General features: G+C 67.5%; 24 protein-coding genes and 1 tRNA gene. 14 read left to right on the forward strand and 11 right to left on the reverse strand.

Annotated elements, in window-relative coordinates; all coding sequences use genetic code 11:
- Positions 1-45: 45 nt before the first annotated feature.
- Together DIZ26_RS15915 and DIZ26_RS15920 are read right to left on the reverse strand one after the other, a co-directional pair.
- The gene (locus DIZ26_RS15915) at positions 46-1,281 is read right to left on the reverse strand and encodes an RNA polymerase sigma factor (protein WP_112241926.1); all 1,236 of its coding nucleotides are present in this window, start codon (positions 1,279-1,281) and stop codon (positions 46-48) included.
- Positions 1,278-1,631: a YciI family protein gene (locus tag DIZ26_RS15920; protein ID WP_232828383.1), complete on the reverse strand. Its 354-nt coding sequence runs from the start codon at positions 1,629-1,631 to the stop codon at positions 1,278-1,280. The genes DIZ26_RS15915 and DIZ26_RS15920 overlap by 4 nt, the downstream gene beginning before the upstream one ends.
- Positions 1,632-1,808: 177 nt before the next feature.
- Here DIZ26_RS15920 and DIZ26_RS15925 point away from each other — a divergent pair, with 177 nt between their 5' ends.
- Positions 1,809-3,206 carry an MFS transporter gene (locus tag DIZ26_RS15925; RefSeq protein WP_112241928.1) on the forward strand — a complete coding sequence of 466 codons (1,398 nt, stop codon included), beginning with the start codon at positions 1,809-1,811 and terminating at the stop codon, positions 3,204-3,206.
- A gap of 5 nt (positions 3,207-3,211) precedes the next feature.
- On the opposite strand, the gene DIZ26_RS15930 is transcribed toward DIZ26_RS15925, so the two are convergent.
- Positions 3,212-3,547 carry a YciI family protein gene (locus tag DIZ26_RS15930; RefSeq protein WP_112241930.1) on the reverse strand — a complete coding sequence of 112 codons (336 nt, stop codon included), beginning with the start codon at positions 3,545-3,547 and terminating at the stop codon, positions 3,212-3,214.
- An 87-nt stretch (positions 3,548-3,634) separates the two neighbouring features.
- On the reverse strand, positions 3,635-3,790 hold the full coding sequence (locus DIZ26_RS37875; protein WP_166678604.1) for a DUF6131 family protein: 156 nt from the start codon (positions 3,788-3,790) through the stop codon (positions 3,635-3,637).
- Positions 3,791-4,165: 375 nt separating this feature from the next.
- Here DIZ26_RS37875 and DIZ26_RS15935 point away from each other — a divergent pair, with 375 nt between their 5' ends.
- A complete protein-coding gene (locus DIZ26_RS15935) occupies positions 4,166-5,020 on the forward strand; it encodes an SH3 domain-containing protein (RefSeq protein ID WP_112242182.1) in 855 nt (284 codons plus the stop codon).
- 9 nt (positions 5,021-5,029) lie between these two features.
- On the opposite strand, the gene DIZ26_RS15940 is transcribed toward DIZ26_RS15935, so the two are convergent.
- Both DIZ26_RS15940 and sigJ read right to left on the reverse strand, forming a co-directional pair.
- Entirely contained in the window at positions 5,030-6,328 is a 1,299-nt protein-coding gene (locus tag DIZ26_RS15940; RefSeq protein ID WP_112241932.1) for an FAD-binding oxidoreductase, read from the reverse strand.
- A gap of 102 nt (positions 6,329-6,430) precedes the next feature.
- A complete protein-coding gene (gene sigJ, locus DIZ26_RS15945; RefSeq protein WP_112241934.1) occupies positions 6,431-7,297 on the reverse strand; it encodes an RNA polymerase sigma factor SigJ in 867 nt (288 codons plus the stop codon).
- A gap of 87 nt (positions 7,298-7,384) precedes the next feature.
- On the opposite strand from sigJ, the gene DIZ26_RS15950 reads away from it, so the two are divergent.
- Positions 7,385-8,146, forward strand: coding sequence for a glycoside hydrolase family 16 protein (locus DIZ26_RS15950; RefSeq protein ID WP_112241936.1), 762 nt, complete (start codon positions 7,385-7,387; stop codon positions 8,144-8,146).
- 132 nt (positions 8,147-8,278) lie between these two features.
- Positions 8,279-9,355: an anthranilate phosphoribosyltransferase gene (trpD, locus tag DIZ26_RS15955; RefSeq protein ID WP_112241938.1), complete on the forward strand. Its 1,077-nt coding sequence runs from the start codon at positions 8,279-8,281 to the stop codon at positions 9,353-9,355.
- On the opposite strand, the gene DIZ26_RS15960 is transcribed toward trpD, so the two are convergent.
- Entirely contained in the window at positions 9,343-9,885 is a 543-nt protein-coding gene (locus DIZ26_RS15960) for a dihydrofolate reductase family protein (RefSeq protein ID WP_112242184.1), read from the reverse strand. The genes trpD and DIZ26_RS15960 overlap by 13 nt on opposite strands.
- Positions 9,886-9,998: 113 nt before the next feature.
- On the opposite strand from DIZ26_RS15960, the gene argG reads away from it, so the two are divergent.
- The 5 genes from argG (at position 9,999) to DIZ26_RS15985 (ending at position 13,985) form a co-directional block, all read left to right on the forward strand.
- Complete coding sequence (gene argG, locus DIZ26_RS15965; RefSeq protein WP_112241940.1) at positions 9,999-11,438, forward strand: argininosuccinate synthase; 1,440 nt, start codon at positions 9,999-10,001, stop codon at positions 11,436-11,438.
- Positions 11,439-11,499: 61 nt separating this feature from the next.
- On the forward strand, positions 11,500-11,700 hold the full coding sequence (locus DIZ26_RS15970; protein WP_112241941.1) for a helix-turn-helix domain-containing protein: 201 nt from the start codon (positions 11,500-11,502) through the stop codon (positions 11,698-11,700).
- Between the two features lie 26 nt (positions 11,701-11,726).
- Positions 11,727-12,161 carry a helix-turn-helix transcriptional regulator gene (locus tag DIZ26_RS15975; RefSeq protein WP_112241943.1) on the forward strand — a complete coding sequence of 145 codons (435 nt, stop codon included), beginning with the start codon at positions 11,727-11,729 and terminating at the stop codon, positions 12,159-12,161.
- A gap of 20 nt (positions 12,162-12,181) precedes the next feature.
- Entirely contained in the window at positions 12,182-12,592 is a 411-nt protein-coding gene (locus tag DIZ26_RS15980; RefSeq protein WP_112241945.1) for a VOC family protein, read from the forward strand.
- A gap of 169 nt (positions 12,593-12,761) precedes the next feature.
- The gene (locus DIZ26_RS15985) at positions 12,762-13,985 is read left to right on the forward strand and encodes a serine hydrolase domain-containing protein (RefSeq protein ID WP_112241947.1); all 1,224 of its coding nucleotides are present in this window, start codon (positions 12,762-12,764) and stop codon (positions 13,983-13,985) included.
- A gap of 124 nt (positions 13,986-14,109) precedes the next feature.
- On the opposite strand, the gene DIZ26_RS15990 is transcribed toward DIZ26_RS15985, so the two are convergent.
- The 3 genes from DIZ26_RS15990 to DIZ26_RS16000 all read right to left on the reverse strand — a co-directional run bounded on the left by DIZ26_RS15990 (position 14,110) and on the right by DIZ26_RS16000 (position 15,488).
- Entirely contained in the window at positions 14,110-14,916 is an 807-nt protein-coding gene (locus tag DIZ26_RS15990; RefSeq protein WP_157979734.1) for a hypothetical protein, read from the reverse strand.
- The gene (locus DIZ26_RS15995) at positions 14,913-15,299 is read right to left on the reverse strand and encodes a VOC family protein (RefSeq protein ID WP_112241951.1); all 387 of its coding nucleotides are present in this window, start codon (positions 15,297-15,299) and stop codon (positions 14,913-14,915) included. Before DIZ26_RS15995 ends, DIZ26_RS15990 begins: the two co-directional genes overlap by 4 nt.
- Positions 15,300-15,399: 100 nt before the next feature.
- Positions 15,400-15,488: transfer RNA gene (locus DIZ26_RS16000), tRNA-Ser, on the reverse strand.
- Between the two features lie 199 nt (positions 15,489-15,687).
- Here DIZ26_RS16000 and DIZ26_RS16005 point away from each other — a divergent pair.
- From DIZ26_RS16005 to DIZ26_RS16025, 5 genes are all read left to right on the forward strand, one after another.
- Complete coding sequence (locus DIZ26_RS16005) at positions 15,688-16,608, forward strand: AEC family transporter (protein ID WP_112241953.1); 921 nt, start codon at positions 15,688-15,690, stop codon at positions 16,606-16,608.
- A 201-nt stretch (positions 16,609-16,809) separates the two neighbouring features.
- Positions 16,810-18,039: an MFS transporter gene (locus DIZ26_RS16010; RefSeq protein WP_112241955.1), complete on the forward strand. Its 1,230-nt coding sequence runs from the start codon at positions 16,810-16,812 to the stop codon at positions 18,037-18,039.
- 41 nt (positions 18,040-18,080) lie between these two features.
- Entirely contained in the window at positions 18,081-19,313 is a 1,233-nt protein-coding gene (locus tag DIZ26_RS16015) for an MFS transporter (protein ID WP_112241957.1), read from the forward strand.
- Positions 19,314-19,486: 173 nt separating this feature from the next.
- The gene (locus DIZ26_RS16020; protein WP_112241959.1) at positions 19,487-20,152 is read left to right on the forward strand and encodes a Type 1 glutamine amidotransferase-like domain-containing protein; all 666 of its coding nucleotides are present in this window, start codon (positions 19,487-19,489) and stop codon (positions 20,150-20,152) included.
- Between the two features lie 245 nt (positions 20,153-20,397).
- Positions 20,398-20,991, forward strand: coding sequence for a gamma carbonic anhydrase family protein (locus DIZ26_RS16025; RefSeq protein WP_112241961.1), 594 nt, complete (start codon positions 20,398-20,400; stop codon positions 20,989-20,991).
- Positions 20,992-21,021: 30 nt separating this feature from the next.
- Here DIZ26_RS16025 and DIZ26_RS16030 read toward each other — a convergent pair whose 3' ends face one another.
- Positions 21,022-21,657 carry a sucrase ferredoxin gene (locus tag DIZ26_RS16030; RefSeq protein WP_112241963.1) on the reverse strand — a complete coding sequence of 212 codons (636 nt, stop codon included), beginning with the start codon at positions 21,655-21,657 and terminating at the stop codon, positions 21,022-21,024.
- Between the last annotated feature and the right edge of the window lie 90 nt (positions 21,658-21,747).

The following is a 21,747-nucleotide window of genomic DNA, read 5'->3' on the forward strand; positions in this document are numbered from 1 at the left end:
TCCGTTCCAGACCCATCCCGGTCCGGCAGCGGTCCGATCTGGTCATCAGGACCCGAGGCGGTCGGCTTTCGCCGTGAGGTAGGCGCGTTCGGGAACGCTGGTGGTGCGGCGGGCTGCGAGGAGATAGCTCTCCCGCGCCCCGGCGAGATCACCGGACATCTCCAGCAGGTGGGCGCGAACGGCTTCCAGCCGATGATGATCCGCGAGCCGGCCGTCGGCCTCGAGCGGCTCGAGAAGGGCAAGGCCCTCCTTCGGACCTCTTGCCATCGCCACCGCGACGGCGTGGTTGAGGGTGACCATCGGGTTGTCGGAGAGCTGTTCGAGCACCTGGTAGAGCGCGACGATCTGCGGCCAGTCCGTGTCCTCGGCCCGCTCGGCCGTGTCGTGGACCGCGGCGATCGCGGCCTGCACCTGGTACGGGCCGAGTTGGCTTCGCGACAACGCGTCGGTGACGAGCGCCTCGCCTTCGACGATCGCCTCCTTGTTCCACAGCGAGCGATCCTGATCGGCGAGCGGGATGAGGCCGCCCTCGGCGTCGGTCCGGGCCGGCCGGCGCGCGTCGGTCAGCAGCATCAGCGCGAGCAGCCCGGCAACCTCGCCGTCGTCGGGCAGCAACCGGCGTACGCCGCGGACCAGCCGAATCGCCTCGGTCGTCAACTCCGCGCTGTGCAGATCAGTACCGGACGAGGCCGTGTAGCCCTCATTGAAGATCAGATACAGCACGTGCAGCACGGCACCCATCCGGGCGTCGCGCTCTGCCTCGGGCGGCAACTCGAAGGTGCTCCCGGCCTGCTTGATACTCCGCTTCGCTCGGCTGATCCGCTGTGCCATCGTCGTTTCCGGCACCAGGAAAGCAGCCGCGATCTGAGCCGTCGTCAGACCACCGACCGCGCGCAGTGTCAACGCGATCTGCGAGGCTGCCGACAACGCGGGATGGCAACACAGGAACAGCAAAGTGAGCGTGTCGTCGCGACCACCGGGGTCGTCGATTTCCGGGCCTTGGGCAACGAATTCCTCCGGCGCGGCAAGGTTCGCCGCGTTCTCCTCGCGCCGGCGGCGGGCGGTGTCGCTGCGCAGCAGGTCCATCAACCGTCGCGAGCCGACCCGGATCAGCCAGCCCTTGGGATTGTCCGGAACCCCTTCGGCCGGCCACTGCTGCGCTGCCGCGAGCAGGGCCTCCTGAACGGCCTCCTCGGCCAGGTCGAAGTGCCCGTAGTGCCGGACCAGCGCACTCAGGACCTGCGGCGCCTGTTCCCGCAGCAGCAGTTCGAAATCGCTCACATCTCCAGTCCCGACATCTCCATCACCGGCCGTACTTCGACCGCAAGGTACTGCGCGTCCGGCATCCGCGCCGCATAGCCGATCGCCTCGTCGATCGTCTCGCACTCGACCAGATAGAACCCGGCCAGGTGCTCCTTCGCCTCGGCGTACGGGCCGTCCGTCGTGGTCAGGCCGTCGTCGCGGACGGAGACGGTCCGGGTCGTGATCGGGTCGGCCAGGCCGGCCGCGCTGACCAGCAGGCCGTGCTCGGTGAGTTCCCTGGTCAGCTCCTGGTGCGACCTGCCCAGCCCCTCGCGTTGTTCGGCCGACAGACCGGCCCAGCTCTCCGCGTTGCTGTAGATCAGCAGCATGTACTTCACGGTCACCATCCTGACGGTCGCAAGGGGCCGTTGTGACCCCCTCTTCACCGGTACGTCGAAACCAACCGGCCCGTTCTCGACAATTTTGTCGAGTTGCCGCCAGTAGGCCCGACGTCCCGGGCAAGAGGCGCCCAGCCCGGGCGCCCGTAGTACCGGAGGACCAACACCATGACGAACACGCCCGATCCGAAGCGCTGGTTCGCGCTGGCCCTGCTCTGTCTGGCCGCGTTCATGATCATCCTCGACGCGTCCATCGTGCTGGTGGCAGTGCCCTCGATCGAGCGCGACCTCACCTTCTCGTCCGGCGGCGTGCAGTGGGTGCCGACGGGCTACGCACTGATGTTCGGCGGTCTACTGCTGCTCGGCGGCCGCATCTCCGACCTACTGGGCCGACGCCGCGTGTTCCTGGCCGGCGTGCTGCTGTTCGCCGGGTCCTCGCTGCTGTGCGGCTTCGCGTGGAGCGGTGACGCACTGGTGTTCGCCAGAGGGCTGCAGGGGATCGCGGCCGCAGTACTGGCTCCTAGTGCGCTGTCCATTGTGATGAACACGTTCCCGGCCGGAGCCGAGCGGAACAAGGCCCTGGGTATCTGGGGAGCTGTCAGCGGAGTAGGCGGTACTGCGGGGTCGCTGGTCGGCGGACCGGTCACCGACGGACTCGGCTGGCAGTGGATCTTCTTCATCAACGTCCCGGTCTGCCTGCTCGTCGCAGTACTGACTCCACTCGTACTGAAGGACAGCCGCGGACCTGGCCGGCGTGGGTTCGATGTGGCCGGCGCGGTGACGGTCACTGCCGCACTGATCGTTCTCGTGTACGCCGTGGTGCAGGCGCCCGTGTCGTCAGCAGGGCGCACCACCTTGCTGGCAGTCGTGTCGGCTGCGCTGTTCGCCGTGTTCGTCCAGGTGGAGAAGCGCTCGCCAGCTCCCCTGATACCGCTGCGGATCTTTCGGTCACGTGCACTGGTCGGCGGCAACCTGATCACGATCGCGTTCGGGTTCGGCGCCTTCGGGTTGAACTTCATCTACACGCAGTACGCGCAACTGGCGTTGGGGATCTCCGCCGTGAGATACGGACTGATGTCCGCCGTGCTCGCTGCGACAGCGGTGATCGGATCGATTGTTGGGCAGAACCTGGTGACCCGGCTCGGACTGCGCCCGGTAGCAGCCGGATCGCTGCTGTTGTCGGGGATCGGCGCGACGGTGATGAGCCGCCTGACAGTGGATTCCGGGTACTTCGAACTGGCGTTCTGGGGACTCACGATCTTCGGTGCGGGCCTTGGCGCCGGTTGCGTCGCAGGATCGATCGCTGCGCTGAGCGATGTCGCCGGTGAGGACGCCGGCGTCGCATCCGGGTTGCAGAACGCGTGCTTCCAGATCGGCGGCGCACTCGGCATCGCCGTACTGTCTGCAGTCGCTGTGGCCAACACGAGCGGATCGTCGCCGACGGCACTGACCGGTGGTTATCGAGTCGCTTTCGCGGCCTGCTGGGCCTTCGTAGCGGTGGGTCTGATCGGTACGAGCCTGCTCGTCACCCGCGTCGCCAACCGGCAACCGCAGGCAGTCACGTGATGCCGTCAGCCGGAGATGACGGTGCCACGGAGTTCCACCCGGTCACCGACGACAGCGGAAACCAGTCCTGCGACCTGCTGCGCGCGGTCGTCGTCGGCGACATCGACCATGAAGTACCCGGCCAACTGCTCCTTGCTCTCACCGAACGGACCGTCGGTGACCACCTGGACGCCCTCCCTGACCTGCACCACCTTGCCGCCGGAAGGCAGGTCGAGTGCTGCCGAGCTGACGAGCTCACCGCTGCGAGCCAGCTCCTCCTGCACGACCAGCAAGTCCCGAAAACCCGCTGCGGCCTGCTCCGGAGTCCAGTCCTGCCCGTAGATCAGCACGAGATACTTCACCAGCGCATCGTAACCAGCACAACGGGCAGTACCCCGCGGAGCAGCGCTCCCGGGGTACTGCCCGCTCTGCCGAGCGATCCCAGACGATCAGAACCAGTGGCGTCTGCCGCCGACGGGGCGACCGGTGGAGCCGAGCAGGAACAGCACTGCACCGACCACCAGCAGGATGATGCCGAGTATCCACAGGATCTGGACACCGAGCAGGAATCCCAGCAACAGCAGGATCAGTCCGAGGATGAGCATGGAGCCTCCTTCTAGGCAGGCCGTCCGGGCGGTAATGGACGGCACCCAACTCTGGTGCCCACCTCGAAACGAGCTGAATCCTGGCTCTCAGCAACCGTGACTCTGGGTGAGTCCGCCGTCATCGCCGGGTGATAACCAGGTCGAATCGGCACCGCTGAGCGTGCGCGACGTTCGTAATCCGTTAAAACTGCTCGCCAGTTGTGAGACCTGCCGGGATCTGTGCTTGACTCCTCCGGTCGATAACGTTTTGATCTCGGCAGATTGGGTGGTCCAGTGGCTGAAGGACGGCATAGACAGGCGCGGCACCGTCAACCGCGCCGCCAGGTTGTCCGCCCCGGCATCGTGAAGGTCGCGATCCCCGGTGCGGCAGTGGCCATGATGGCCACCGGGTCGGCAGTCGCCTTCCCCGACGGTGGCTCGACGGCTCACTCGACCGATGCATCGATCGCCAGCTCGTCCCTGCAGCTAGCGCGCGAGACCCAGACCAGCCGCGACGCCCTCCGGCCCACGCTCAACCTTCCGAGCCAGGCGCCCACCACGCCGGTCGCGAAGCACCTCAAGAAGCAGGCGCCGATCCCGAAGCCGGGCGCCACCAAGACCCGCGCCTCCCAAAACGCGCCGGTCGCACCGCCGAAGATCACCGGCAGCAAGTACACGACCACCGACGTGAACGTCTGGGCCGCCCCCGGGCAGTCCCTGCTCACCGTGCTCCCCAAGGCCAGCAAGGTCTCGGTCACCGGTCAGGTCCAGGGCATCTGGGCGCAGATCGTCCGCGACGGCGCCGTCCGCTGGGTCAAGGCGCAGTACCTGGCCGCGACCAAGCCGGTCGAGCAGGCCGGCGGCGCGATCTCCGCGGCGGCCTGCAAGTCCGGCTCCGGTGTCGAGGACGGCCTCACTCAGGACGCGATCCGGGTGCACCGCGCGATCTGCCACCTTTTCCCCTCCGTCACCGAGTACGGCGGCCTGCGCAGCGGCGACAGCGGCAGCGAGCACTCCACCGGTCACGCGCTGGACATCATGGTCAGCGGTTCGATGGGTCAGGAGATCGCCGACTGGCTGAAGGCTCACCGCACGGAGATGGGCGTCAGCCAGCTGATCTGGCAGCAGCACATCTGGACGGTCCAGCGCAGTAGCGAAGGCTGGCGGCCGATGGAGGACCGCGGCAGCACCACCGCGAACCACTACGACCACGTCCACGTCACCGTCTACGGCAACGAGGGCACCGCGTAAGAGCTGGTCCTACGGGCGGATGTTGTGGTTGAGGTGGAAGAAGTTGTCCGGGTCGTAGGCGCGCTTGATCTCGCGTAGCCGGCGATAGTCGGCTTCCGCGTACGCCGTCGCGGTGCGACCCGGGTCGGCGAGGAAGTTCACGAAAGTGCGACCGGTGGTTCGCAGTACGTCGGCCAGCTGCGGCACCTCTTGGTCGATGATCAGCGAGTACTTCGCGTCGCGGTGGCCGACCGGGCCAGCACCGGGACCCGGGTGCGCCATCGCCCCGCCCCAGTGCCGGATCTCCACGGTCGGTGCGTCGTCTCCGTCGAGGTCGGTGAGCCGACCGATCAGGTCGTCCGGGAGCGCGTCGACGAGGTCGACGTAGCGAGCCGGCGTACCGCCCATCGCGGATTCCCCGAAGGGCATCGTCGCGAGCTCACCGGCCAGCCGCGGCCCGGCGACCTCGAAGAGCGGCTTGAGGATGTGTTCGGCCAGGTCCGCCTCGCCGGCGTACAGGGCCTTGATCGCGATCGCGCGCCGGCCGTCTGCAGGGAGGCGGGTCAGCACGATGGCCGTGCTCAGCTCGTTGGGGATCGTGGTCGTCCAGTCGCGGTAGAACTTGAGAATCTCGGCCGCGCGCTCGAAGCCGAAGTACACGATGCCGGCGTGCACCTGACGCACCGGGTACAGCCGGAACTCCAGCGACGTGACGATCCCGAAGTTGCCGCTGCCACCACGGATCGCCCAGAACAAGTCAGGGTGCTCGTCGGCGCTGGCGATCACGACCCGGCCGTCGGCGGTGACGACCTCGGCCCGTACGACGCTGTCGGCCGCGAATCCGTACTTGCGAGCCAGCCACCCGACCCCACCGCCGAGCGTGTACCCGGTGACACCCACATCCCGCGACGACCCCGCCAACGGCGCCAGCCCGAACTGCCCGGCCGCGTCGATCACGGCTCCCCAACGCGTCCCCGGGCCGACCTTCGCGATCATCCGCTCGCTGTCGATCAACAGCGACGTCATCGCGGACGTCCGCACCAGAATCCCGCCATCCGCCGGCACCCGCGTCCCATGCCCGGTCGCCTGGACTGCGAGCGGCAGGCCGAACTCCTTCGCAGTCCGGACAGCAGCCTGTACGTCGGTCCGCCCGCCCGCCTCGACAACCACCACCGGCCGCGACTCGAACCCAGGCACCACCGACCGCCGCAGTACGTCGTACTCGTCGTCCCCCGGCCGATACACCTCCCCGTTGAACCCACACCCCAACAACCCCGCGACAACCTCGTCGCTCCCAACCCCGCGCTCAACAACCACCTGCACACTCATGCCAAACCCCTCCGCCGTCTCCATCTCTCACCTGGACGTCGAAGAGGCACTGCCGAAATTGACACACTCGCCGCAGATTTTCTGGGCGAGTGTGGTGAGCGGTCAGGCGGGGAGGGTGGACAGCCGGGTGTGGTCGGCGAGGATGTTGATTTGGGTGATTTTGCCGGCGGTGATGGTGAGGTGCATGACGCCCATCAGGCGGCCGTTGACGACGGTGATGATGCCGGGGGTGCCGTTGACCAGGGCGGGTTGGGTGTAGGGGGCCATCTTGGTGAAGGTGAGGGCCTGTTCGACGACGGCGAGCGCGCCGCGGACGATCTTGGAGTGGGCGGGGTTGGCGGTCGCGTCGGCCGGAGTACCGGCGTCGGCGCGGAGGACGACCTCCGGGTCGAGGAGCGCGAGCAGCGCCTCGAAGTCGCCGCTGCGGGAGGCGGCGATGAACGCGTCGACCACTTCGCGGTGCCGGCCCGGGTCACGGTCGCTCGTCGGCGCGCCTTGCACGCGGCGGCGGGCCCGGCTCGCGAGCTGACGGGTGGCGGCGGGAGACTTGTCGACAATCTCCGCGATCTCGTCGAAGCTCACGCCGAACATGTCGTGCAGAACGAACGCGAGCCGCTCGGCCGGCGCGAGGGTGTCGAGGACGACGAGCATCGCCAGCCCCACCGCGTCGAACTGGACAGCCTCCTCCTCCGGGTCCAGCTTGGTCACCACCGGATCCGGGACGTGCACCTCGAGCGAATCCTCGCGCCGCGACTTCCGCGACCGCAGCATGTCCAGGCACACCCGCGACACAACCGTGGTCAGCCAGGCGCCGAGGTTCGCCACCTCGCTCACATCCGACCGGTTCAACCGCAGCCAAGCCTCTTGCACCGCGTCCTCGGCTTCACTGAGTGAGCCGAGCATCCGATACGCGACGGAGCGCAACTGGGTGCGGTTCTCCTCGAACTGGGCGGCGAGCTGGTCGGTCACGCAATCTCCTGTCGTGGTCCCGTCAAGACTTTGACGGTTCGGAACACCATGATGTGACAGCCCCGGGTCGCGTGCTGATCATTGACGATGACCGCCTTCGTGGACGACTTCGACGGACCCGAGCTCGACCGCATTTGCTGGTCCCCGTATTACCTGCCCCACTGGAGTTCCCGAGCGGAAGCGGCAGCGACGTACGAGCTGGCGGACTCCTGTCTGCGACTGAGCATCCCGCCGACGCAAGGCTTGTGGTGTGCCGATGATCACAGGCCGCCGCTGCGCGTCTCGGGCATCCAGTCGGGCAACTTCTCCGGTCCGGTGGGCAGCACGATCGGCCAGCAGCCGTACCGCGAAGGGCTGGTCGTCCGCGAGGAGCAGAAGCCGTTCTGGGGGTGGACTCCGCAGTACGGCGAGATCGAGCTGCGCGCCCGGGCAGTCGTCTCGCCACGGTCGATGGTCGCGCTCTGGCTGGTCGGCCTCGAGGACCGGCCCGAGCGCTGTGCCGAGATCTGCGTGACGGAGATGTTCGGAAACTCCGTGCGGAAAGATTCCGTCGCGGTCGGCATGGGACTGCACAGTTTCCGCGATGTTTCCGTGCCGGAGGACTTCGAAGCGGTCCGGCTGCCGATCGACCTCGAGGAGTTCCACTCGTACGCCGTGCAGTGGTCGCCCGAGCGAGCCGAGTTCCTCGTCGACGGCGAACTCGTTCGCACCTGCGTGAGCCCACCGGCGTACCCGATGCAGCTCATGCTCGCCGTCTTCGACTTCCCCGACCTGCCCGGGCCGGCGGACCACACGCCCGAGTTCGTCATCGACCACATCCGCGGCGCGGTGCTATCGTCACGGTCGTGATCGCGCGCATGAGCAACTGGTGGCCCGTCGCCTAGGCGGCCCACTGCTTCTGCGCGAACCAACCCCGGCTGCCTCGACGAGGCAGCCGTTGTCATTCCTCGCCGGGGCGACCCCGCAGCCCGAGGATTGCCGATGGCAACGATTCTCCGTACGACGGAACGCACCTGGTCCGGAATCATCTCAGGCCTGCTCGCCGGCCGCGACCTCAGCACGGCGGACACCTCGTGGGCGATGGACGACCTGGTCCGCGGTACGGCGACGTCCGCGCAGGTCGCCGGATTCCTGATCGCCCTCAGGGCCAAAGGTGAAACCGCCGATGAGCTAGGCGGACTCGCGGATGCACTGCGCTCACACGCGTCCGAAGTGACGATCCCAGGCAGGTTCGTCGACATCGTCGGCACCGGCGGGGACGGGACCGGCGCCGCCAATCTCTCCACCCTGGCAGCGATCGTCGTCGCCGCGACGGGCACCACGGTCGTCAAGCACGGCGGTCGCGCCGCATCGTCAACCACAGCAGGCTCGGCCGACCTGATAGAGCACCTCGGCATCCCGCTCGACCTGCCAGCAGACCGCGCCGCTTCGGTCGCAGCGCTGGCCGGAATCACCTACCTTTTCGCCCCACGCTTCAACCCGGCCCTGCGCCACGTCGCCGCAGCACGCCGGGATCTCGCCGTACCGACTGCCTTCAACGTGCTCGGCCCACTACTCAACCCAGCCCGCCCTCGGCATCAACTCGTCGGCGTCGCCGACGAGCGCATCCAGCCAGTCATCGCCGCAACCCTCGCCGCCCGCGGCACCACAGCCTTCGTTGCCCGCGGCAACGACGGGCTCGACAAACTCACCACCACAGGCCCGTCCCACATCTGGATCGTCCGCGACGGCACCTGCACTCCGACCACGCTGGACCCCCGCGACCTCGGCCTCCCCCTGTCGACCCCCGCCGAACTCCGCGGCGGCGATCCCTCCACCAACAAGGCGATCCTCGAGCGCCTCCTCACCGGCGTACAGGACCCGATCCGCAACGCGGTCCTCCTCAACGCCGCCGCAGCCCTGACCACCACAACCCTCACCAACAAGCCTTTGCACGACCAACTAGCCGCTCACCTCAAAACCTGCACCAGTGTGCTCGACTCAGGCCAAGCCGCCGACACCCTGCAACGCTGGATCGCCGCCGCTCGCGGGTTCATGAAAGTCGTTCAGGGGCGGTAGCGAGTGAGGGTGACGCCGGACTTGAAGGTTTTGGTGTCGACCAGGCGGAGGGTGGGGAAGGAGACGCCGGCAGGGAACAGGCGGCGGCCGTGGCCGAGGACTACCGGGTAGGTGAAGAGGCGGAACTCGTCGACCAGGCCGGCGGTGATCAGTTGGTGGACCAGGTCGATGCTGCCCGTCGTGACGATGTCCTTGCCTGGGGCATCTTTCAATGCGGAGACCGCCGCGAGATCACGCAGGACGGTGCTGTTCTTCCACTCCGGATCCTGTAGCGAGGTGGAGACGACGTACTTCGTGACGTTGTCGAGGTACGCCGAGATGCCGGTCTCGTCGTCGGTCTGCTTCGGCCAGTAGCCGCGCAGATCCTGGAAGGTCTGCCGCCCGACCAGGAACGCGTCGGCGCCGTCCTGCTGTTTCTTGATCTCGGCCAGCTGGTCGGACATGTCCCCGTCCGCGGGACCGAACCAGCCGTCGGTCGCCTCGATCACGCCGTCCACCGTGATGTTCTCGGTTACCACTAGGTCTCGCACGATCACACCTCCGTTGTCTTCGTCGGTACCCAGGCAACGTCGGAACGACCGCACCACCCTCGACAGCTCGTCCGGGTTTGCATGATCATGCAATGGAGTGCATACTTATCCTCATGTCCAAAGTCATCGCCTCCCTGCCCGTCGGCGAGCGGGTCGGCATCGCCTTCTCCGGAGGGCTCGACACGTCGGTCGCGGTCGCGTGGATGCGCGACAAGGGCGCCGTACCGTGCACCTACACCGCCGACATCGGCCAGTACGACGAACCCGACATCGCCTCCGTCCCCGGTCGCGCCAAGGCGTACGGCGCCGAGATCTCGCGCCTCGTCGACTGCCGCGCAGCGCTGGTGGAGGAGGGGCTGGCGGCGCTGACCTGCGGCGCGTTCCACATCCGCTCGGGCGGCCGCTCGTACTTCAACACCACCCCACTGGGCCGGGCGGTGACCGGCACACTGCTGGTCCGGGCGATGCTCGAGGACGACGTCCAGATCTGGGGCGACGGGTCGACCTTCAAGGGCAACGACATCGAGCGGTTCTACCGGTACGGGCTGCTCACCAACCCGAACCTGCGGATCTACAAGCCCTGGCTCGACTCCGCCTTCGTCACCGAACTCGGCGGCCGGCAGGAGATGAGCGAGTGGCTGCTCGCGCACGACCTGCCGTACCGCGACAGCGCCGAGAAGGCCTACTCGACCGACGCGAACATCTGGGGCGCGACCCACGAGGCGAAGACGCTGGAACACCTGAGCACCGGTGTCGAGATCGTCGAGCCGATCATGGGCGTGAAGTTCTGGGACGAGTCGGTGGAGATCCCGACCGAGGACGTGACGATCGGCTTCGAGCAGGGCCGGCCGGTGACGATCAACGGCAAGGAGTTCGCCAGCGCCGTCGACCTGGTGCTGGAGGCCAACGCGATCGGCGGCCGGCACGGACTGGGCATGTCCGACCAGATCGAGAACCGGATCATCGAGGCGAAGAGCCGCGGCATCTACGAGGCGCCGGGGATGGCGCTGCTGCACGCGGCGTACGAGCGGCTGGTGAACGCGATCCACAACGAGGACACGGTCGCGGCGTACCACAACGACGGCCGGCGGCTCGGCCGGCTGATGTACGAGGGACGCTGGCTCGACCCGCAGTCGCTGATGCTCCGGGAGTCGCTGCAGCGCTGGGTCGGCGCGGCGATCACCGGCGAGGTGACGCTTCGGCTGCGGCGGGGTGAGGACTACTCGATCCTCGACACGACCGGGCCCGCGTTCAGCTACCACCCCGACAAGCTCTCGATGGAGCGCACCGAGGACTCGGCGTTCGGCCCGCTGGACCGGATCGGCCAGCTCACGATGCGGAATCTCGACATCGCCGACTCGCGGGCGAAGCTGGAGCAGTACGTCGGGCTGGGCATGATCGGGTCCGCCCACGCGGAGCTGCTCGGCACCTCCGACACCAACCTGATCGGCGAGATGTCCGAGGGCGGCGCGGACGCGATCGCCTCGCGTGGCCAGGTCGACGCCGACGACGAGCTGCTCGACCGCGCCGCGATGGAGTTCGGCACCGACTGATGCCGACCGTTTGACAACTAGGGGTTGACAGTGACAACCCCTGGTTGTCATCGTGGTCGCCATGACTGATCACGAGGAAGTTTTCGACCGGATCAAAGCCGCCCGCGACCAGGCGATCCACCACACCCGGCTGGCCCGGCAGTTCGCGATCGAGCGCCGCGATCTGATGCAGAGCCTGCTCGACCAGGGCGTCTCCCAGTCCGACATCGCCCGCGAGCTGGGCGTCAGCCGGCAGGCGATCCAGAAGATGATGGCCTGCTAGCGCCGAGATCTGGCACGATCTGTTGGGTGAGCAACAAACCGGCTTCGTCGCAGCGCCTGCGCGACCTCGCGCTGTTGCGGCGGGTCCGCGACCGGATCGACCGCGAGCACGCCCAACCGCTCGACGTCGAGGCGCTGGCACGCGGCGTCAACATGTCGGCCGGTCACCTCAGTCGCGAGTTCAAGCTCGCGTACGGCGAATCGCCGTACTCCTATCTCATGACGCGGCGGATCGAGCGCGCGATGTCGCTGCTGCGACGCGGCGACCTGAGCGTCACCGAGGTGTGTTTCGCGGTCGGCTGCCAGTCGCTCGGCACGTTCAGCACCCGGTTCACCGAGCTGGTCGGCGTTTCACCGAGCGTCTATCGGCGCGAGGTCGGCACCGCCACCGAGGGCATGCCGTCGTACTTCTCCAAGCAGGTGACCAGACCGATCAGGAATCGAGAAGCGCCGGTCGGCTAGCCGGTTCTATCGTGACAGCCATGGACATCACGATTCACGCGAGCTTCCTGCCGCACGACGACCCGGACGCGGCCCTGGCCTTCTACCGCGACATCCTCGGCTTCGAACTCCGCAAGGACGTCGGCTTCAACGGGATGCGCTGGCTCACCGTCGGCCCGGTCGGCCAGCCGGGTACCTCCATCGTCCTGCACCCACCGGCCGCCGACCCCGGTATCACCGAGGACGAGCGGCGCGTCATCACCGAGATGATGGCCAAGGGCACGTACGGCGGTCTGCTGCTGGCCACCAAGGATCTCGAGAGCACCTTCGAGCAGGTCCAGGCCAGCGACGCCGAGATCGTCCAGGAGCCCACCGACCAGCCGTACGGCGTCCGCGACTGCGCCGTCCGCGACCCAGCCGGCAACCTGATCCGTATCCAGCAGGTCAACTGATCTCCTCGCTCGCGTGACGCCTGACGGCTCTGCTCATCGACCGTCAGGCGATGCTCCCTGTCCTGCGAACTCGCCACCGCGGCAAGCCGTGTCAGCGCGGTGTAAGACCGGTGTCAGACCGGTCGGTCAGAGTTCCTTGCAGATCGAACACCGTAGGCAAGGGAGACAGATGATGGGCAACAGCGGCTTCTCCGAGGCAGGGCTGCGCAGGCTCCACGACGTACTGACGCGGCATGTCGAGTCGGGGAAGATCCCCGGGCTGGTCGCCCTGGTCGACCGAGGCGGCGAGACGCATGTCGAGACGATCGGCACGATGCAGCACGACGGCGGCGCACCGATGCGCCGGGACACGATCTTCCGGATGGCGTCCACGTCGAAGCCGGTCGCGGTGGCGGCGGCGATGGTACTGGTCGACGAATGCAAGCTGCGGCTGGACGATGTGGTCGATCAGTGGCTGCCCGAACTCGCCGACCGGAAGGTGCTAACGCGGATCGACGCGCCGCTCGACGACACCGTGCCGGCGCGGCGACCGATCACCGTACGGGATTTGCTGACCTCGACGTTCGGGCTCGGCATGGACATGACCTCGCTCGGTACGCCGATCATGGGCGCGATCTTCGAGCAGGGGCTCACGCCCGATCTGCCGACACCGATGCCCGAACCGGACGAGTGGATGCGTCGCCTCGGCACGCTTCCGCTGATGCACCAGCCCGGCGAACGCTGGCAGTACCAGATCAGCAACGACCTCCTCGGCGTACTGGTCGCCAGGGTCACCGGACAGTCGTTCGAGGCGTTCCTGCGCGAACGGATCTTCGACCCGCTGGGCATGAAGGACACCGGCTTCCACGTACCGGCCGAGAAGCTCGACCGGCTTCCGACCCTCTACGCCCCCAACCCGCAGACGGGTGAGTTCCTCGTCTGGGACGAGGCCAAGGGCGGACGGTGGAGCGAGCCGCCGGCGTTCCAGGGCGGTGGCGGCGGCCTGGTCTCCACGGTCGACGACTACCACGCGTACTTCCGGATGCTGCTCAACCACGGAATGCACGGCAATGAACGGATCCTGTCCCGGCCGGCCGTCGAGCTGATGACCACCAACCGGCTCACCCCCGAACAGAACGCCGCGCGGAACACCATGGCGACCGAGAACGTCCACATCTCGTTCGGCCAGGGGCAGCACGGCGGCTGGGGTATGGGGATGGCCGTACGCACCTACCGGGGCGACTACGCACCCATCGGCCAGTTCGGCTGGGACGGCGGCAGCGGCACCACGACGTACGCCGATCCCGAGAACCAGCTCACCGGCATCCTGCTCACCCAGGTCGGCATGTCGGTCCCGGACCCCGCTCGCTTGATCCACGACTTCTGGACCACCCTCTACCAGGCCATCGACTGACCGGCGTTCCACGAGTCGATGAAGCGCAGCGCCGGCTAGTTCGGTGCCGTCCCCGTAGTCCGGGTAGGTCTTGGCGACCTGCTCGGGAACTCATCGCCCGATCCCGTTCTCTGCCCGGCGCCGGTCAGAGTGCGAGGCTGGCGCGGACCGCGTTCATCGCCTGGTCAGTGGACCAACGGGCGAGCTCGGGCCAGCTGTGATCGCGACGGAGGCCCTGGATCAGGCGGGTGCCGACGAAGTACCCGATGCGGTGCGGCGTCTCCCCACTGAGCGTGAGATACCGCCTGCTCACCTGCTCGTCCTCGGACTCCAGCTCGGCCAGGATCGCCGCCCGCGCCGTTGTCTCGTGTCGCTCGCAGTCGGCGAGCCAGTCGTCGTACCCAGGACCGAACCAGAGGTGCTCCGCCAAGCTGTACTGCGGGAACAGCTCTGCGGTCAGTGCGGTCGCGAAGCCCTCGCTGTAGATGCGCTGGCCGAGTGGACCGTCCTCGGACCACGGCTGCTCCGGGAGCGGGAACTGCAGCGCATGCGCGATCTCGTGCGCCGCGAGGATCTCGGCGGCGCGCTCGTCCGGGATCAGCTCGACCGCGAGGTAAAGAGTGCCGTCGTTGACCCAGCCGTTGGAGGTGCCGAGTCCAACCATCGCGACGCCCTCGATGTCGAGGTGCTCCGCCTCGAGCAAAGGTACGACCCGGTCCGCCGCCTGCTCGATCCAGCGCCTCCCGTGCGGCGCGTTGGCCCGGATTCGTGTCTCGCGTTCCGGGTAGCTCGCCAGCGCCTTCTCTACCTGCTCTCGCGTAGGCGTGCGGCCGGAGCGGGTGAAGTCGTTGAGTACGTCTGGATGCTGCTCGACGTACTCGCCCCACTGCCGGTCCGGGTCGCTCCAGAACTCCAGGAAGGCGGGCACGAGGTTCCGCACTACTACGCTCATTCACTCCCCCAGACGGTCGCTCGTGCCGTGAACTCCTCCGGGTCGCTGTGGACCGGAATGACGCAGAGCAGGTGGCCGCCGGGGGCTCGGAGGGTGCGGCAGCCCTGCCAACTCGACACCTCGACGGCGCCGAGCTTCAGCAGGCGCTCGACCTCGGCGTCGACGTCGTCGGTCTCGATGTCCAGGTGATAGCGAGGGTCGTCGTCGATGGACTGGATCGCCAGCACGTAGCCGGGCAGCCCGTGGTGCAGTGTGACGAACTGCGGCTCGCCGTCCGGCGACGACGTCCGCACCCCGAGCGCCTCCGCCCAGAATCCTCTTGCTTCGTCGACGTCGTCCCGATGCACATCGATCAAGAACGTCGACACCCGGCTCCTGTGCATGCCGACCAACCTAACCTTGGCTGGAGTCACCCGGCTCAGGATCCGGTGAACCCACGAAACGTGGGTTCACCTATCGCCGATGTCTTGAGACATCACAGTGCGGAGGGTGTGGGATTCGAACCCACGATTACGGTCACCCGCAATACCGGTTTTCAAGACCAGCGCACTCGGCCACTATGCGAACCCTCCAGGCGGCCAGGTCGGTGAACGACTTGGCTGCCGAGGGTCGAGGATAGCGCCTCGAGGCGCGGGGCGGACGCGGAGCACGCGAGATGCCGCTCACCCGAAGTACTGGTTTTCAAGACCGGCGCAGTCGGCTGCCTCGGTACTGGTTCGATTGGTGGGACCGGTGGATGGAGGTGGTTGGTCAGCACATAGTGTGGGGCGGGTGCAGGGGGTCTTCGTCGGGTTCGCGACGATCGGTCTGCTGATCGGGTTGGGGATTCTGCTCGCGCAGCTCGGGATCATCGACGAGGCGGGGCAGCGGACGCTGTCCACCTTGGCGTTCTTCGTGGCGAGTCCGGCGCTGTTGCTGACCGTGTTGGAGTCCAGCGACCTCGGGGCGGTGTTCTCCGGCAACGTCGTCGCGCTAGCCGGTGCAGTGGTGGTGTCGGTGGCAGTGATCGTTGCCGTGAGCGTCATCAAGGGCCACGACCTCGCCACCACGACAGTGGCAGCCCAGTGCGCGGCGTACGCGAATGCCGGCAACCTGGGCCTTCCGATCGCCGCCTACGTGCTCGGTGACGCGGCCCTTGTCGCTCCGCTGCTGCTACTGCAGCTCCTCCTCCTGCAGCCGCTCGCACTGACCCTGCTGGACGCCGCTGTCAGCCCCATCCGCCTGTCGGTGGGCGCAGTCCTGGCCCGCCCGTTCAAGAACCCCATCACCGTAGGTTCAGCACTCGGACTCGCCCTGGCTGTGTCCGGCCTCCGGCTGCCGCAGGTGCTCAACGACCCACTAGAGCTGGTAGCTGGGATGGCAGTGCCCTCCATGCTCCTTGCGTACGGCGTATCGCTGCGGCTGGGTCCGCTGCCCGGCCGCGGCGTCAGCGCTGGGCAGCTGGGTCTCGTGGTGGGGTTGAAGATGGTGGTGCAGCCCATGTCGGCCTACCTGATCGGCCGCTTCGTCATCGGCCTTCACACCGAAGCACTACTGGCCGTCACCGTCCTCTCCGCGCTACCGACCGCGCAGAACGTCTTCGTGATCGCCTCCCGCTACAACCGCGGCGCACTGCTCGCCCGCGACGCCATCTTCGTCAGCACCATCGCCAGCGTGCCCGTAGTACTCCTTGTCACCGCACTGATCGCCTGACGCCACCCGCAGCTAGGCTGACGTCACCAGAGGCAAGACAGGGGGTTGGGAGCAATGTCTACGTCGTCCGAAGGCAAGGCTCACGCCGTCCGGTCCGCTCGCTGATCACTAGCTGGTGACCTCCGGAGCATCGGACTGGCGGTTCGGTGGCGTCGAACGACGTCGCCCGTCCTGTCCTTCAGCCTGCCCTCTGGAGCTTGGATGAGGTCTCTCCTGTCCACTGTCCTGCCCGCCGAACTCGGGTCGGACTTCCGCAAGATCTGGCCTGCTGCCGCGATCTCCAACCTCGGTGACGGCGCGATGCTCGCAGCCGGCCCGCTGCTCGTCGCCTCGATCACCGACGAGCCGGCCGCGGTCGGTGCGGCGGCGTTCGTCCAGCAGCTGCCATGGCTCCTGTTCGCCTTGTTCAGCGGCGCCCTGGTGGATCGGCTCGATCGCCGGCTGATGATCGTTGCTGCCGACACCTTTCGCGCCGCGGTCGTCGGCCTGCTCGGCCTCGCGGTACTGCTGCACCATTCGCCGTTGTGGGCGGTCTATCTGACCCTGTTCCTGCTCGGCACGGCCGAGACGCTGGCGGACAACGCGGCCGGAGCGCTCCTCGTCACCGCCGTACCGAAAACGCAACTCGGTAAAGCAAACGCCCGCCTCTTCGCGACCGGCACGATCTTCAACCAGCTCGGTGGCCCACCGATCGGCGCGCTCCTGTTCGCGATCGGCAGTGGAGTGCCGCTGATCCTGGACGCGATCACCTTCGCAGCGGCGGCCGCCTTGATCGCTCGCGTCGCCGACCGCCCGCGGACGGACTCAACCGCCCGCCCTCCGCTGTGGACCGAAGTCCGAGAGGGTATCCATTGGCTCTGGAACCACGCCGGAGTACGCACCCTCGCCTGCGCGATCCTGGTCATGAACATCACCTTCTGCGCTGCATTCGCGACCTGGGTGCTGTATGCCCGGGAGCGGCTCGGGCTCACCGATACGCAGTACGGGCTACTGGTCTCGGCCGGTGCGATCGGAGCCGTCGCCGGCATGCCCGTGTACCACCTGCTCGAACCACGGGTGGGCAGCCTCACCCTGCTCCGGGCGGGCCTGGTGATCGAGACGACGGTGCACCTTGTCCTGGCGCTCACCAGGAACCCGTGGGTCGCCGGTACGACGATGGCCGTGTTCGGCGTACACGCCGTTGTCTGGGGCATTGTGTCGACCACCGCGCGCCAACTTGCTACTCCAGAGGCACTGCTGGGCCGGGTGAACAGCGTGTACCTGCTCGCCTCGGTGGGAGGCGCAGCGCTCGGGGCGCTGCTCGGCGCAGTACTGGCTCAGCGGTTCGGACTGGTGGCGCCGTTCCTGGTCGCGTTCGTGGCGATGGTCGCTGTGACTGCGGTGGCGTGGCGGCCGCTCCGCCAGGTCTCTGTGCGGTCAGGGGCCAAATAGGGTTGGGCTGCTGGCCTGGGGGTTGCTACGGTCGTCGCCTCATGCCCACCGCCACGGCCCTCGGTCTGCCGAACATCCGCGGCCGGTTCCCGCTGCTCGCCGGACTGATGATCGACTCCTTCGGCGGCGGCTGCGCCGGTCCGCTGCTGCTGCTGTACTTCGTACGCGTCGCCGGCATCCCATTGGGCACAGCCGGTGTGCTGCTCACCGTCGCGACCCTGTTCTCGATCGCGGCACCCGCTGCGGTCGGCGTGGTGATCGACCGGGTCGGGCCGCGCAACCTCGTAGTGGGCGCCCAGTTCGCGCAGGGGATCGCCTTCGTCGGCTTTTTCTTCGGCCGCTCGCTGTGGTTGCTCTTCCTCTGTGCACTGGTCACGACTACCGGACAGCGGGTGTTCTGGTCAGCGATCTTCAGTCTGCTCACGGACGTGTCCGACCCGGGTGACCGGGACAGGTGGTTCGGACTGGGCGGGATGATGCAGGCGGCCGGCTTCGGGCTCGGGGCGCTCGCTGCGGGCGCTCTACTGAGCTTCGACGGCGATCGGCCGTTCCTGATCGCCATGGCGGTGAATGCGGTCACATTCTTCATCGCCGGCGTACTGCTGCTACGCCTGCACGTCGCACACTCCCGTAAGGCGGCTGCCGAGGCAGGCGGCGGCCCTGCACCGCTACTGCGCAAGGACAAGGCATTCCTGGTGCTGATCGGAGCCAACACAGTACTGGCGCTCTGCACGATGCTGATCGGCGTCGGGCTCCCTGTGTACGTGACCGAGGCGCTGCCCGCTCCGAAGTGGATCGTCGGGGTCCTGCTGGCTGCGACGTCCGTAGTACTGGCTACAGGGCAGACGCTGGTGGTGCGGCACACGGAGAAGCGGCGGAAGACCCATGTACTCGTCCTGGCCGGGCTGCTGTGGATGGTCTGGGGAGTGTTGATGGCTGGGCTGCTCCATCTCCCCACTGGGCTCGTCGTGCCGGGGCTGGTGCTGGCGACGATGGTGTTCGCCGCTGCCGACGTATTGCATGCGGCGACTAGCAACGCCTTGGCGGCCGCTGTCGCGCCGAAGGTGGGACATGGGAAGTACTTGTCGTACTGGCAGTACTCGTTCACGTTCGCGAGCGTGCTGGCACCCGGGTTCTTCGCCCAGTTGTTCGAGGTACGGCGTGAGTTTCCGTGGCTCGCGATCTCGCTACTGGCCCTGCTCGCGGCGGGGACGATCGTCGCGCTCGAGCGGGTCCTTCCGCATGCGGCTGTCCGTCGCGACCAGCAGGGGTGAGCGGAGCGTCCGAAATTTCCTGGCGGAAGTTGTCGGATCCGGTCCGTAGTGTTCGTAGACAGGTGAATGGTGGCCTGTCGAAGGCGCCACAGAGCAAGACAAGGGAGTCACGCGATGACGCGTCCGCGGTGCCTAGGTCACACGAATCCGTCGCACTCGGCCGAGGAGGCGTTGTGAAGCTTCTGCTCACCTCCGGAGGCATTACGAACGAGAGCATCCGTGCTGCGCTGGTCGGGCTGCTGGGTAAGCCGATCTCCGAGTCCCGTGCGCTCTGCATCCCCACGGCGCAGTGGGGCCATCCGATGTTGGGACCCGCCTCGGTGTGGGGCTTCATCGCCGGCGAGCCTCCGCGGCATATGACCAGCCTGGGCTGGGCATCCGTGGGCGTTCTGGAACTCACCGCGCTGCCCAGCATCGGCGAAGAGCGGTGGGTGCCGTGGGTCCGAGAGGCCGACGTGTTGCTGGTGGACGGCGGCGACACGGCGTACCTGTGCCATTGGATGCGGGAGTCAGGGCTGTCGGAGCTCATGCCGTCGCTGCCCGACACGGTCTGGTTGGGGCTCAGCGCCGGCAGCATGGTGATGACACCGCGGACTGGTGACGACTTCGTCCACTGGGCTTCCGCGCCGGACGACCGCGGGCTGGGGGTCGTCGACTTCTCCATCTTCCCGCACGTGGACCACGAACAGATGCCGGACAACACGATGGCCGAGGCAGAGAGATGGGCCGCCGGCATCGGCGGCCCGGCGTACGCCATCGACGACCAGACCGCCATCAAGGTCGTCGACGGGACCGTCGAGGTCGTCTCCGAAGGACACTGGAAGGCCTTCCCCGCTTAGCCGCCGATTGACTCGTCAGGCATTGTTGCGTTGATCGAACAGGTGTTCTAATGTCCATTCTGTAGCTCGCGGATCCTCCACCTGCCACCCAAACCTTCGTCCTCCCGGCCGAACCTCCCACCACTGATGTGGACGGCCGATCCGGACGACGGCCGCCCGGGCAGTGAGGGCCCGGGCTGTGGATCCGTCGACCGCAGGTAGAACTGAGCCAGGACTGTTGAGGTGGTGCAAAGACGGGAGAACACATGCTGTACGAACATCGCGGCCGGCGACCGGTAGTGCCGGAATCGGCCTACGTCGCACCGTCGGCTGTGCTCTGTGGAGCAGTAGTGCTCGGCGAGGGCAGCAGGGTCTTGCACGGCGCGGTGCTGACTGCCGAGAACGGCGAGGTTCGCCTCGGAGAAAACAGTGTGGTGATGGAGAACGCCTTGGTCCGCGGCCGGGCCGACCATCCTGCGCTCATCGCCGACGCGGTCCTGGTCGGTCCACACGCTCACGTGAACGGCGCCACGGTCGAGGAAGAGGTCTTCATCGCCACGGGCGCCGCGTTGTTCCCAGGCTCGGTGGCCGGCGCGGGCTCCGAACTGCGGATCCACAGCGTGCTGCACGTCAACTCGCGACTGGAACCGGGCACGGTCCTGCCGATCGGCTGGATCGCGGCCGGCGACCCGGCCCAGCTCTTCTCGCCCGACCGGCACGAAGAACTCTGGGCGGTCCAACGCGAGCTCGACTTCCCCGGCACGGTGTACCGCGTTCCCCGAGGCACCCCGATGCGCGAAATCATGGCCCGCCAATCGCAGTACTACGGAGCACACCTGGACGACACCCCTGTGGATTGAGCCGGGCGGGAGTCGATCAAGGTCCGTCGGTCAAGGTCCGGCGAGCGGGGACTCGAGGGTGTACTGACGGAGGTGGCCTGGTGGTTGGGCTGCGCAAGTCATGCGGGCGTCGATGGTGACGGTGTGGGCGGCGATCTCGACCAGGAGGGGGTGGTCGTCAGGACCGGCGAGGGTGACCCGCCAGCGGGCGGCACCGGACTGCTGGACGGCGAGCGGGCGGAGGGCGCCGACGGCAGTTGAGTGGCCGGCGGCTCGGGCGAAGTGTTGCGCGGCCTGGGCCGGAGCGGTGACGGCACCACTGCCCCGGTAGTACTCAGGGACGACAAAGCCTTCATCGTACTGCTTGGCCAGGTCTACCGCCTGCGCCTGCGAGACGTGGCCGTAGAAGAGGCTGTGCGGAAGGAGGACGACGTTCGCGGCGAAGCGGTCGCCGCCGACGTGGCTGCACTCCCAGGTCCGCTCGGGATAAGCCGCGGAGAGGGCTGCCGCAATCGGTCGACCTCGTACGGCGCAGCACGCGTCATGGCGACCGTGAGTGCAGACGAGATAGATCGGTTCGCTGCTCGGCTCACCCTCGACCCTTCCGGCCAGCACATCCAACAGTTGCTCGTCCGACGACAACGAGCCCCAGCGCACGGACTCCCGCCCGGGCCGGCTGTCGACCATTGCCCACCGACGGGGAGCGGTCCGATCGACGCGCCCGTAACGGCGAATCAGTACCGGCCGAATCCCAGCTTCACGACACAACCGAGCAAC

The sequence above is a fragment of the Kribbella monticola genome (assembly GCF_003261635.1).
GTDB lineage: Bacteria > Actinomycetota > Actinomycetes > Propionibacteriales > Kribbellaceae > Kribbella > Kribbella monticola.